General features: G+C 53.3%; 10 protein-coding genes. 6 read left to right on the plus strand and 4 right to left on the minus strand.

Annotation, left to right across the window (positions count from 1 at the left end):
• Positions 1-31: 31 nt before the first annotated feature.
• The 3 genes from GO984_RS16910 to GO984_RS16920 are packed head-to-tail and all read left to right on the plus strand — an operon-like array spanning position 32 to position 3926.
• Positions 32-1243 (plus strand): acetyl-CoA C-acetyltransferase, encoded by a 1212-nt coding sequence (locus GO984_RS16910; protein ID WP_157023788.1) that lies wholly within the window; start codon positions 32-34, stop codon positions 1241-1243.
• Positions 1243-1728: a cupin domain-containing protein gene (locus tag GO984_RS16915; protein WP_157023789.1), complete on the plus strand. Its 486-nt coding sequence runs from the start codon at positions 1243-1245 to the stop codon at positions 1726-1728. The genes GO984_RS16910 and GO984_RS16915 overlap by 1 nt, the downstream gene beginning before the upstream one ends.
• Positions 1725-3926: a 3-hydroxyacyl-CoA dehydrogenase NAD-binding domain-containing protein gene (locus GO984_RS16920; protein WP_157023790.1), complete on the plus strand. Its 2202-nt coding sequence runs from the start codon at positions 1725-1727 to the stop codon at positions 3924-3926. Before GO984_RS16915 ends, GO984_RS16920 begins: the two co-directional genes overlap by 4 nt.
• Before the next feature lie 156 nt (positions 3927-4082).
• On the opposite strand, the gene GO984_RS16925 is transcribed toward GO984_RS16920, so the two are convergent.
• From GO984_RS16925 to GO984_RS16935, 3 genes are all read right to left on the minus strand, one after another.
• Complete coding sequence (locus tag GO984_RS16925) at positions 4083-4769, minus strand: Hint domain-containing protein (protein ID WP_157023791.1); 687 nt, start codon at positions 4767-4769, stop codon at positions 4083-4085.
• 212 nt (positions 4770-4981) lie between these two features.
• Positions 4982-5632 (minus strand): sulfotransferase family 2 domain-containing protein, encoded by a 651-nt coding sequence (locus tag GO984_RS16930; protein WP_157023792.1) that lies wholly within the window; start codon positions 5630-5632, stop codon positions 4982-4984.
• Between the two features lie 184 nt (positions 5633-5816).
• Positions 5817-7868 carry a hybrid sensor histidine kinase/response regulator gene (locus tag GO984_RS16935; RefSeq protein WP_167740385.1) on the minus strand — a complete coding sequence of 684 codons (2052 nt, stop codon included), beginning with the start codon at positions 7866-7868 and terminating at the stop codon, positions 5817-5819.
• Between the two features lie 552 nt (positions 7869-8420).
• On the opposite strand from GO984_RS16935, the gene GO984_RS16940 reads away from it, so the two are divergent.
• Both GO984_RS16940 and GO984_RS16945 read left to right on the plus strand, forming a co-directional pair.
• Positions 8421-10049 (plus strand): AMP-binding protein, encoded by a 1629-nt coding sequence (locus GO984_RS16940; RefSeq protein WP_157023794.1) that lies wholly within the window; start codon positions 8421-8423, stop codon positions 10047-10049.
• Positions 10050-10215: 166 nt separating this feature from the next.
• Positions 10216-11229, plus strand: a complete 1014-nt coding sequence (locus GO984_RS16945) for a hypothetical protein (RefSeq protein ID WP_157023795.1) — start codon at positions 10216-10218, stop codon at positions 11227-11229.
• 120 nt (positions 11230-11349) lie between these two features.
• Here GO984_RS16945 and GO984_RS23680 read toward each other — a convergent pair whose 3' ends face one another.
• Positions 11350-12117, minus strand: coding sequence for an SPOR domain-containing protein (locus GO984_RS23680; RefSeq protein WP_245231151.1), 768 nt, complete (start codon positions 12115-12117; stop codon positions 11350-11352).
• Positions 12118-12122: 5 nt separating this feature from the next.
• Between GO984_RS23680 and GO984_RS23685 the strand changes: the two genes are divergently transcribed.
• Positions 12123-12392 carry a hypothetical protein gene (locus GO984_RS23685; protein WP_245231152.1) on the plus strand — a complete coding sequence of 90 codons (270 nt, stop codon included), beginning with the start codon at positions 12123-12125 and terminating at the stop codon, positions 12390-12392.
• Positions 12393-12486: the final 94 nt, after the last annotated feature.

Genomic DNA, 12486 nt, shown 5'->3' on the forward strand with positions numbered 1-12486 from the left:
TAGCACAAAAATCCAAAGCCGGAGCAACAACATGACCGAAGCCTATATCTATGACGCGCTACGCACGCCGCGTGGCAAGGGCCGCAAAGATGGCAGCCTGCACGAAGTGACCTCGCTACGCCTGTCCGCTTTGACACTCAACGCCGTCAAAGACAGGAACAATCTGGACGGCCACGCTGTCGAAGACGTGATCTGGGGCAATGTTACACAGGTGATGGAACAAGGCGGTTGTCTGGCCCGTTCGGCCGTGTTGGCATCGGATCTGGACCAGTCCATTCCCGGCCTGTCTATCAACCGTTTTTGTGCTTCAGGCATGGAAGCCGTGAACCTTGCGGCAAACCAAATCAAAGGTGGCGCAGGCAACGCTTACATCGCTGGTGGTGTTGAAATGATGGGCCGCGTGGGGATGGGCAGCGATGGTGCTGCTATTGCGGTGGATCCATCTCTGGCCATGGACAGCTATTTTGTGCCCCAGGGCATCTCAGCTGATATCATCGCTACTGAGTACGGATTCTCTCGTGATCAGGCTGACGCGCTGGCTGTTGAATCGCAACGCCGCGCGAAAGCTGCCTGGGATAATGGGCGGTTTGATAAGTCAGTGATCTCCGTCCGAGATCAGAATGACTTGCTGATCCTGGACCGCGATGAATACATGCGTCCCGGCACAGACATGCAAAGTTTGGGCGCGCTGAACCCTGCGTTCCAGATGATGGGTGAAGTGATGCCCGGTTTCGACAAGGTCGCAATGCTGAAGTACCCGCATATGGAACGGGTCAATCACATCCACCACGCTGGCAACTCCTCCGGAATCGTCGATGGGGCCGCTGCGGTTCTGATCGGCAACAAGGAATTTGGCGAAGAATATGGCCTGACGCCGCGTGCACGCATCAAAGCCACCGCCAAAATAGGTACAGACCCCACCATCATGCTGACGGGTCCGGTTCCGGTGACACAAAAAATTCTGTCTGATAATGGCATGGCAATTGGTGACATTGATCTGTTCGAAGTCAACGAGGCCTTCGCGTCGGTCGTCCTACGCTTTCAACAGGCATTTGATGTCGATCCAAATGTCGTCAACGTCAACGGTGGTTCAATCGCCATGGGGCACCCTCTGGGCGCGACTGGTGCAATCATCATCGGCACCTTGCTGGACGAACTGGAACGTCAGGACAAAGAAACTGGCCTGGCCACCCTCTGCATCGCATCCGGAATGGGTGCCGCAACAATAATCGAGCGCGTCTAATGCCCAAACTAAACCTTGCAGATATCAGCCGCCGCGGCGGATCCGTTTACCCCGGCATACTGGACGCCCAAATGGCGGGTCGCAGTAGTCAGCGACTGGGAGACGCCAGTGGCATTACCCAATTTGGCGTCAACCTGGTGCATATTGAGCCCGGCGGTTTGTCTTCACTGCGCCACTACCACATGAAACAGGACGAGTTTGTGATGATCACCACAGGGGCTTTGACCCTGATCGATGATGACGGCGAACACGACATGCTGCCGGGTGATTGCGCCAGCTTTCCTGCTGGCGATGCCAATGGCCACCATCTGGTGAACAAGACAGACGCACCAGCCGCATTTCTGGTTGTTGGAACGCGTACAGAAAACGAGACCGCTTACTATAGCGATTTGGACATGATGGTGACCGTCGACCCAGACGGTTTCGCCTTTACCCGCAAAGACGGCAGCCCCCTGACGGCTGATCAGATCGGAGACGAACAATGACCGAATTCACTCTGAGCAAAGACGCAGACGGTGTTGGAACAATCACCTGGGATGTGCCCGGAAAATCAATGAATGTGATGTCATTCGAAGGTCTGGCGCAGTTGGATACCTGTGTTGATCAAGCGCTGGCGGATGATGACATCAAAGGCGTGGTCATCACCTCCGGTAAGAATGGATCTTTTGCAGGCGGGATGGATCTCAACCTGCTGGCCAAAATGAAGGATGACGCAGGCGACGAACCTGCGCGTGGATTGTTTGAAGGCGTCATGAAAATCCATGCTCTGCTGCGCAAAATTGAGCGTGCAGGCATGGACCCAAAAACCAAAAAGGGTGGTAAACCTATTGCCAGCGCCCTGCCCGGCACCGCTGCTGGTATTGGCATGGAACTGCCATTCGCTACCCACCGGATCTTTGTCAGTGATAATCCAAAGGCAAAATACGGCTTGCCTGAAATCATGGTAGGCATTTTCCCCGGCGCTGGCGGTACCACCCGCCTGGTCCGCAAACTTGGCGCTATGGCCGCCTCACCCTTGCTACTGGAAGGTAAGATGCTAGAGGCCAAAAAGGCCAAAGGTGCAGGCATGGTGGATGAAGTCACCGCAGATCCGGTGGCAGCAGCCCGTGATTGGGTGTTGAATGCGAAACCCGTCGATATCGTCAAACCCTGGGATGCCAAAGGGTATAAAATGCCCGGTGGCGCGCCCTATCATCCAGCAGGTTTCATGACATTTGTTGGTGCCAGCGCCATGGTTCATAGCAAAACTCAAGGAGCCTTCCCCGCCGCCAAAGCCCTGCTCAGTGCTGTCTATGAAGGCGCACTGGTAGATTTCGACACAGCGCTAAAAATCGAAGCCCGCTGGTTTACATCAGTGTTGATGAACCCGTCTTCCGGCGCCATGATCCGCTCGCTGTTTCTGAACAAAGAAGCCTTGGACAAAGGCGCGGTTCGCCCCAAGGACATCCCAGACCAGAGCGTGCAAAAAATTGGGGTGCTTGGTGCTGGCATGATGGGGGCTGGTATTGCGCTAGTCTCGGCCCAGGCTGGCATGGAAGTGGTTCTGATTGACCGGGATCAAGCTGCTGCCGATAAAGGTAAATCCTACGCCGAGACCTATATGGACAAGGGGATCAAGCGCGGAAAAGCCACCCCTGAGAAGAAAGACGCCCTGTTGGCGCGGATCACTGCCACACCGGATCTGGACCAGCTGAAAGGTTGCGACCTGATCATCGAAGCCGTGTTCGAAGACCCCGGCGTCAAGGCTGAGATGACCAAAAAGGTCGAAGCGATCATTCCCGAGGATTGCATCTTTGCCTCCAACACCTCGACGCTGCCCATTACCGATCTGGCCGAAGCCTCGGTGCGCCCAGAACAATTCATCGGCATCCACTTCTTCTCACCTGTTGAGAAAATGTTCCTGGTGGAAATCATCAAGGGTGGAAAGACTGGGGATCGCGCCGTTGCCAAGGCTTTGGACTATGTGCGCCAAATCCGCAAAACGCCAATTGTGGTCAATGATGCACGGTTCTTCTACTGCAACCGCTGCATCATTCCCTATATCAACGAGGGGCTGCGCATGTTGACCGAAGGTGTCTCACCTGCCCTGATCGACAACGCAGCTCGTCAACTGGGTTTCCCTGTGGGACCTGTGCAGCTGAACGATGAAACCTCTATTGATCTGGGCGCTAAGATTGCCCGCGCCACCAAGGCTGCAATGGGAGACGACTATCCCGACAGCCCGGGCGACGATCTGATTTTCTGGATGGAAGATCTGGGACGGATGGGCCGCAAGGCCAATGCGGGTTTCTTTGAGTACGACGACAAAGGCAAGCGCGTTGAGTACTGGAAGGGAATGCAGGAAAAATATCCGATGGCGGATAAACAGCCTGATCTGATTGCAGTACAGGAACGGTTGATGTTTGTTCAAGTATTGGAGGCTGTACGCGCACTGGAAGAAGGCGTCTTAGAAGATATCCGCGAAGGCGATGTTGGGGCAATTTTGGCCTGGGGTTTCGCCCCTTGGTCTGGAGGTCCCCTCAGCTGGCTAGACATTCTAGGTACACCTTACGCCGCCGAACGATGTGACCAACTAGAAGAGCAGTTTGGCGAGCGTTTCGCCTGCCCGCCGCTTTTGCGCGAAATGGCAGCCAAGGGGCAAACCTTCTACAAACGGTTTGATCCAGCAAAAACAGCGGCCTGAACCACATCAGATTAGCACAATCAGGCTATTTAGGTCTAAATAGCCTTTTACATTTCTCGACAAATCACCTGGAAAGCAGCTACCGCTTTCCAGGTGATTTTACATATTCATGCTATTTTGAGGTATGACGCTCTTGAGCGACATCTCTCAGTTAGCTCATCGCACAGAAACAAACTGAACATCATTGAATCCACCAGCTTCTACAGGTCGATCAACTGTCCAGAAATCTTCCTCTGCAATCATATCAATAACTAACGCACGCGCAGCGTCCTGTGGTAGTACACGGTAAAGGCTGGCCTCTGTTCCTACTGTTTCAAGGATACTATTGGGGGTTGGGCTGTAGGCCAGCAATCCAGCCTCCAAATAGACCACCTCATCCTGCGCAAACCGCGGCATTACCAACTCCAACCGTTGCCCTGCCTGGGCTCGTTGAATTCCACGGTAGCCTTCCAAGGTACACGCAGGAACAACAACAAAGGGATCTCCCTGCGTATCCACCGCCAGGTCACTTTCAAGCAAGATACCCTGATCCGGCATCACCCACATCGAAACACGATTGTTCAACGCATCTTGCGGCACCAGCAGCGGACATTGTGTATCTGCCATATCTCCCTCGGGAACCAGCAGAGTTTCCCGATGCATTTCGACAATGACTTGCATGCCGTGGTCAAACGTAAGGACCCTGTCACCAACGCCCAAAGCTTCTACCTGCCGCCAACCTAAGTTAGAGGCCAGATGTGTACCGGCAAAGAAGCCACCTTGTCCCGTCGCAACCATGGGATAATTTGTGCTTTGTACCGATGGCATGGGCGTACCCTTGCGTTTGGTGATCCAGTCAAACATCGCCTTTTCCTTCTAAAAAGACGGCCCTGCCCCTCGGCAAAAGCGCGCTGTAGTCTTATTAACCCTAAAAAGCCGGATTTTCAGGCCGCAAGTGGGCCGAAACAAGGCATCTCCGGGTCATTGTCACCAAAGCGAATTTAAAACACGCAAAAGCAGTGGTTTAAACGCCTGTTGTTCGGCAACGGTTCAGTCTCTTATCCATGGGATAGAGCTTAATCGTTAAAAGAGTATTCAAATCGTCTGATATCTTCTGCGCAAGTTTGTGCCACTGCTTCAATCGACCGATCATCATAATATCCCCGCCAGTCGCGCAGCCGTGCCGAACTATTGGCCATAGGCAGGTCCAGATCAAATCCCAAGTGATCAAACAGAGGCTGCGCGTCAGAAGAAAAATGCTCGAGCCGGATAAACTTCTGACATTGTTCTACCCCATCAACATGCCGCATGTAGCTTGAAGCCGGTGTCGCTCGAAATGTCGCCTTGATCTGCGGATGACAAATAAACTCTGAAAAGCTCAGAGCTCGTGACAAACCAACTGCTGGGTGCTCAAAACTCTGCTCTCCAAGCCAGTGATAGTAGCTCACCGCTCGGTCCCAGGGATTACGCACCAGGGTAAAAGCAAACAATCCTCGCAATGTCTGATCTGGCACCAGACCTTCGATATCTGCCAGTGTCGAATGTTTCCATTTACGTCCGCGGGTCGGCACATCTCTGACTCGATGCCGACGTCTGCGCGCCTTGGGGGTATCACCCAACATGATATCATCAGCTTTAGCGCGCGCCTCCAGCGCCAGTGCCAGCGCGGTGCCACCGGTCTTGGGGATATGAATAAAGACATATGAGCGGCCAACGGACAAGATCATGAACGCAAGCTAGGCTATTGGGTCGAAAAACGAAATGGCATCGGTGAATTCAATCTGGTGCTTTTCAACCTTTGTTTATGCCACCAACGTTGAAAATTTGCCCAAAACCCAACGGCGGGGAGCCTCAGATGCCCCCTGAATTGAACGAGAGAACCCCGCTAGGCTGCATCTCTAAAATGTACTTTTAGCGAAGACCGGCGGTTTCAACGCTTGTATGACGCGAAACCAATTTTTCTAACTCTTTGCGGCTGATAGGTTTGGTCGCAACTTCGGAAAATCCAGCTTTGAGAATACGGTTTTGATCACTTTCCGAAACATGGGCCGTAAGAGCAACAACGCCCACCCCATGCAGCAGATTCTGAGCCCGAATTCGGCGGTAGGCCTCTATTCCATCGACTTCAGGCATACTGATGTCCATCAGGACCATGTCATACCTTCCGTCACGCGCAGTCTCGACTGCTTCAGCACCACCTGCCGCCACCGTAACCTGATGTCCCATCTGCTGTAGCGTTTTTGCTAACAGTACTCGATTGATGTCATTGTCTTCGACCACCAGCAAGTGTCTGGAAGACGGGATTTTCGACTCATCAGCTGGCGTTTCTTTTTGTTTCGTTTCCGACTGAGGTAAGGGTAACAATATTCGAAATTGACTGCCCTCACTTGGTTCACTCTTGGCTTCGATACGGCCTCCAAGAACTTCAACAATGCCTCGTGTAATTGCTAACCCCAATCCTGTTCCCTGTTCTGTACGACTATAGCTCGTGTCCAGTGTAACAAAGTCGTCAAATATCCTTTCCAAATCCTCTGGAGCGATCCCAGTCCCAGTATCGCTGACCAAAAATTCCACTTGGTTTCCATCACTCTTACGTTCGATCTGAACCGAAACAATGCCGTTTGTGGTAAACTTGAGCGCATTCCCGACAAGATTTAGCAGCGCTTTTTGAATCTGGTTCGGGCGGCCAATTACAAAAGGGGTTCCCCCCAGATCGCATTGCAATTCAAGCTTGTTACCCTGAGATTTGGCAGTGGCTTGCTGGCTACCAATCAACCCATGTACTAATTCGTACAGGTCAAAACTGCGAGGTTTGCGGAGTGTTACACTGGATTCTAAACCTGACAGTTCCAGCACCTCATTGACATGATGCAAAAGCAGCTCTCCAGAGACACGCATCGCATCTAAATAGCCGTCCTGCTCTGATGTTGTTTCGGTTGTACCAAGTAGTTCCATCGAACCTAGTACGCCAGTCAGTGGAGTACGCATCTCATGGCTCATCACAGTGAAAAGTTTTGCTTTTGCCTTCTCCCCGGACAGAGCATCGTCGCGAGCTTGCCGAAAATCTTCAACCGCCGCTGCAACCGCAGATATCTCGGTGATCTGTGACTTTGGCAGCATTTTTGAAAAATCGCCTGTCGACATTTGTATTAGAGCATCATGTACGCCACTAAGTGGACGTGAAATAGCCTGCGCAACCACAAAAGAAATGCCAACAAATAACAACAATCCACCTAGGCCGGCCGCTAAAGACTGATCTCGCAAAGTTTGACTTTGTGTCTCGGCCTCGGCCAGGCCCTCTTGCAGCCTATTCAGAGCACGAGCGTGAATGCTGTTGAGAACCGGTTCTGCCTCTGCAAAATTGCGTGACAATACTTCACGAAGATTGCGCTCTCTCAACGTTTCTTGCACAAATTTCGCGAAAGTACTGTGATATGTGGCCAACAGCGCATTTATCTCAGCCTGTTGATCAGTAGACTCGAATAGGCTGACCGGAAAACTGTGGAATTCTTCGACCCGGGCGTTCAATTGTTTGAGGTAAGCAACATCTACGCGCATGATAAAGTCTTTCTCATGCCGTCGCATCATCAGCATTTTTGCCGTTAGTTCATGGCGGTTAGACTGTGCCAGAGCAGCCTCGACACCATGAACGGCCTGGCGGAGCTGCCCCTGCAATCCGGATGTTTCATCAAACCCCAGACGTCGGTTGCTATGTAAAAGTTCCGCAAAATTCTGCTGGTACTCCGTGATTGCGAACGTAAGAATAGAGATTTCCTTGGAGATTTCCCCCAGCCCTCCAATTTCGTCGGACAATACCTGTATCTCTTCCAGTGTTGTATGGAGCTTGGCAACAAGTTTCGCATGACGCAGCGCATAAACGTCAGCCAAGCGTAGTAGAAAATCCTTTTCTGCTCTTCTGGCGAGCAGGAAATCAATTTCAAACTGACCCAATGCAAAGTTCATTTGGCTAATTTTAAGGATCTCGGCCTGGACCTTACTCCCAATCGGCAAAGTGTATCTGGACAGGCCAATAAGCGACAGCATGACCAATCCCGCTAGGGCAACAATAGAAAAAACTGCAAACTTAATGGAGACCTTCAACTAGTTCACTCCTCCAGAAGCCTTTTTAGGAGCCCCAGCAAGCAAGTTGGACGTACAAGGCCTTCTGCCCCGTTTCCCTAGTCCACCCGTGATACTTACTAAACTGCGCTTTGTATCCCAACGACGTGAAAGCCGCGTACCTCATTTCCGGACAAGCTATAACATGACGCTCACAACGCCTGTGCCAAGTGCTCTGCACTCATTGTTTTCAAAAACATGCAATTTACGTTCACAAAAAAAACACGGAACTTCCAACTGCCCAGGATGTGTGGCCTGCGCCCATTACATGCACCCTACCGTTATGATGGTCGTCGAAACGACTGAAATTCCAGAATCTCCCCTTTTCAAGAGAAACGAGATTGCGCAGTATCACCCTGAAAAATGCGCCCGATTAGGGCAAAAAGGAGGATTGCAATGGGGTGGATGGCTGATGAGACGGGGCTGGAGAAAAATGCTGCAAACCATGTGGCGCTGACCCCCCTGTCCCACCTGCGTAGGGCGGCGACCGTGTTCAAGGATCATTTGGCCGTCAGCTACGGCACCCACCGCAAAACCTATGGCGAGTATTACCAAAGATGCAGTCAGCTCGCCTCTGGTCTGGTCCAATTAGGGGTCAAACCCGGTGATGTAGTTGCAACCTTGATCCCCAATCTGCCCGCACAGGCTGAGGCCCATTTTGGTGTGCCCGCCTGTGGCGCCGTGCTCAACACCATCAACATTCGGCTGGATGTCGCAACAGTTGCCTATATCTTTGATCATGGTGGCGCCAAGGTCGTTTTGGTGGATTCTCAGTTTCTGGAATTGGCCGAGGCAGCCTGCGAATCGATGGATGGCCCCAGTCCAATTCTGATTGAAGTCGGCGATGATCAGGCTGGGTGGCCGGCCAGCGGCAAATACACCTCCTATGACAAACTACTAAATAGCGGTGACCCTGCTTTTGACTGGATCCTTCCGCAAGACGAGTGGGAAAGCTTGGCGCTGAACTATACCTCGGGCACCACAGGGCGCCCCAAGGGTGTCGTGTACCACCACCGTGGCGCCTATCTTATGACAATGGGCACCTTGGTCTCTTGGCGCATGGTGCTGCACCCCGTCTATCTGACCATCGTGCCCATGTTCCACTGCAATGGCTGGAACCACACCTGGATGATGCCACTTCTGGGGGGCACAGCAGTCTGCTGCCGTGATGTATCTGCGCAGGCAGTGTACAACGCCATTCACTACGATGGAGTCACGCATTTTGGCGGTGCTCCAATTGTGCTGAATATGATTGTCAATGCCTTGGATGAGGACCGCAGAACCTTTGACCATCAGGTTGAGGTGTTCACTGCTGGTGCCCCCCCCGCACCAGCAACACTGGCAAAGATTGAAGACCTGGGTTTCAACGTCACTCAGGTTTACGGATTAACCGAAACATACGGCCATATCACCGAGTGCTACTGGAAAGGTGGTGATTGGGATGCGTTGGACAAACCCGAAATGGCAGCAATCAAAGCGCGTCAGGGCGTCGCTATGCCAATGATGGAAGATGTGGTTGTAAGGGACAGCGATCACAAGCCTGTTCCACTTGACGGTGTCACCCAGGGTGAAATCGCCATTCGTGGAAACTCAGTGATGAAAGGCTATCTGAAAAATCCAGATGCCACCGCCGAAGCTTTTGCAGGCGGCTACTTCAACTCCGGCGACATCGCAGTGCAACATCCTGACAGCTATGTACAAATTGCTGACAGGGCCAAAGATATCATCATTTCTGGTGGCGAGAACATCTCATCCGTAGAAATCGAAGGTGTGCTGATGGCCCATCCCGACGTCAATTTGGCAGCTGTTGTGGCCAGGGAAGATGATAAATGGGGGGAGGTTCCCTGTGCATTTGTCGAATTAAAACCCGGCGCCATAGCGGATGAAGCCGCGTTGATCGCATTTAGTCGGCAAACGCTTGCAGGGTTCAAAGCACCAAAAAAGGTAGTGTTTCAAGAGCTTCCGAAAACATCGACTGGCAAGATCCAAAAGTTCGAGCTTCGCAAGATCGCCCGCAATCTGTAATCAAATTGCTACCTCGTTTATCGGAGCTCTCAGTCCCAATCAGCCTAGTGATCACGAAAGAGAGCTCCGACGCACAGTTGTACATAACCACTGCCAAAGCCATTTGCCGCCCCAGTCTCGCCGTGCTAGCGTTGACTATTACTGAGGCAAAGACACGAGCAGGCAAATGACTGCACTGAGGGAATACCAACGGCTTGAGGCCGCAGGTCTTTGGCGGGCAAACCGCGAAGATCAACGCCGCAATGTCATTGTGTCGATCGGCGACGCCACGTTGACAATTACCAACATGCAGGACCAACCGCTGGCGCATTGGTCACTGGCTGCAGTGGAACGGCAAAACCCAGGCCAATATCCAGCCGTTTTCCACCCCGATGGCGATCCCGGCGAAACACTAGAGCTGGCAGAAGACGAAACCGCCATGCTCGAAGCTATCGAGAAACTCCAACTAGCCATTGAAGGCGCGCGCGCACATCCGGGTCGCTTGCGAACTGTCAGCGTGTTAGGGAGCCTTAGCCTGATTGCGGCTCTGCTGGTGTTTTGGCTACCCGGCGCAATGATGCGCCATACTGTTAGCGTAGTTCCCGAGATTAAACGTAAAGCGATTGGTCAGGCTTTGCTTGGCCGCATCGAGAGGGTTTCGGGGCAAGTCTGCTCAACCCCAGAAACAGCCCCCATTCTAGCCCGTTTGGCTGAACGCACAGGTGCTCGACAAATTGTAGTCCTGCGTGCAGGCGTAACTTCCAGCCTACACCTGCCCGGCGATATCATTTTGCTCAACCGGTCGCTAATCGAAAACCACGAAGACCCAGCGGTAGCCGCGGGTGCCGTGCTGATCGAACGTGCCCGTGCACAGGCCAAGGATCCGCTGGCCGAAGTGTTGAATTCGGGTGGAATATTGGCCTCGTTTCGGTTGCTGACCACAGGAAAGTTGGATCGCAGCAGCTTGGACCGTTATGCCGAAGCCATGGTCAGTGCGCCCCGCCCTGAGGTTCCGGAAGAGAAAATTTTAGCAGCCTTTGCACAAGCAGCTATTCCTTCAACCCCCTATGCCTATGCGCAGGATATCACGGGCGAAGCTGTTTTGGGGTTGATCGAGGCGGACCCGATGGCGGGTCGCATTTTAGAACCCGTTCTAAATGATCGCGATTGGGTACAGTTGCAAAGCATCTGCGGCGCTTGAAGCCAGTCCACCAAGCCCCCCCCCTGATCAAAGGCTCATGGTTTTCGTCACCTGTCCTGCATGACAAGACGGCCTCATCTTCTGAAATATTATACAGAAGCACTCTGCTCGGCAGATAATTTACCGACTGATGCGGGCACCGGAATAGCCAGAGGCGCGCACATGAACTAGCGCCCGATTGGCCGCGGCCTCTCCTTGAAACGGACCGGCCAGAACCACTTTATATGCCTGCCCTTTGCGCGTGACACTGCCCAATCGTACTGGGAGCCCTTCAGCGGCAAGTGATTGTGCCGCCTCACGGGCCACTGCAGGATCCGCAAAGGTCGCAGCTCGCACATAGCGTTTTGGCATGTCTGAAGGTGTCGCAATCTCTGCTTCCGGTGCTGAACGGGTAGATAACCGCAAAACCAGATCTTCTTCAGCCTCGGCCTGGCTGCGTGCGGTGCTAGCAGGAAGAGTGATCACCGGGCGGTCAAGCGACAATGCTACCAATTCACGCGGTACGGTGCGGGTCCAGATCATATCAGTTTGCACGTCCCCAGCCGCAGTGCGCAGGCCACGCTGGGTGTTCAACCGATCATCGTCGCGACCAGCTAAGACATAGCCCTGAGGCACCTCAACCGTGCCGCGCACAACAGCAGGTTTCAGACCGCGCTCAGCGCGCCGTAGGTTCAGGCGATCATCTGTCCAAACCGTACGGTATCCCTCTGGCGCATCCAGATTCTGGCTATGACGTCGGTCCTGATAGACATGAGTAGGAACAATCCGCGTATTCGGCGTCAGCTGCAACGAAGACTGCGGGCTGATCCCCGACCCATTACCATAAGTAATGGGCGACGCTGCCTGTGGACCACAACGCGCACCCTTGTTGGTGTATTGCTGGCTCAACGCCGATGCATTTGAACAACCACCCTGCGTCTGCGCTGCGGGCGCTGTTGTTCTGGCCACGGGAGCCGCGGCAACTGGCTGTGGCGCGGGTTTCGCAGGCGCGGGTGCAGTTTGAACCGGAGTGGATTGAACACGCGTCGTTGTGGTTGTCGGGCGCTGGGGCTTCGTTGGTACTGGCGCTGTCGGCGCCGTTGTACTGGCCACTGCAGCGGGCGGATTGGTCCGAGTTGGTGTTGCGGCCGGCGTTGCTGGTCGCTGGCTGGCAGGGAGAGTGATTTGCTCTGGCGCAGGACCACTCTGTGTAGGAGCGCTGGTGGCTCCTGCCACCACAGTTGGCTGCTGACCGCAGAGTTGCTTGCGTGAACGATT

Origin of the sequence: Parasedimentitalea huanghaiensis (genome assembly GCF_009753675.1) — a bacterium.
GTDB lineage: Bacteria > Pseudomonadota > Alphaproteobacteria > Rhodobacterales > Rhodobacteraceae > Parasedimentitalea > Parasedimentitalea huanghaiensis.

Coding starts and splice junctions, on each gene's coding strand:
- GO984_RS16910 (WP_157023788.1), top strand. CDS start 32: ATGACCGAAGCCTATATCTATGACGCGCTACGCACGCCGCGTGGCAAG.
- GO984_RS16915 (WP_157023789.1), top strand. CDS start 1,243: ATGCCCAAACTAAACCTTGCAGATATCAGCCGCCGCGGCGGATCCGTT.
- GO984_RS16920 (WP_157023790.1), top strand. CDS start 1,725: ATGACCGAATTCACTCTGAGCAAAGACGCAGACGGTGTTGGAACAATC.
- GO984_RS16925 (WP_157023791.1), bottom strand. CDS start 4,769: ATGTTTGACTGGATCACCAAACGCAAGGGTACGCCCATGCCATCGGTA.
- GO984_RS16930 (WP_157023792.1), bottom strand. CDS start 5,632: ATGATCTTGTCCGTTGGCCGCTCATATGTCTTTATTCATATCCCCAAG.
- GO984_RS16935 (WP_167740385.1), bottom strand. CDS start 7,868: ATGAACTTTGCATTGGGTCAGTTTGAAATTGATTTCCTGCTCGCCAGA.
- GO984_RS16940 (WP_157023794.1), top strand. CDS start 8,421: ATGGGGTGGATGGCTGATGAGACGGGGCTGGAGAAAAATGCTGCAAAC.
- GO984_RS16945 (WP_157023795.1), top strand. CDS start 10,216: ATGACTGCACTGAGGGAATACCAACGGCTTGAGGCCGCAGGTCTTTGG.
- GO984_RS23685 (WP_245231152.1), top strand. CDS start 12,123: ATGCATTTGAACAACCACCCTGCGTCTGCGCTGCGGGCGCTGTTGTTC.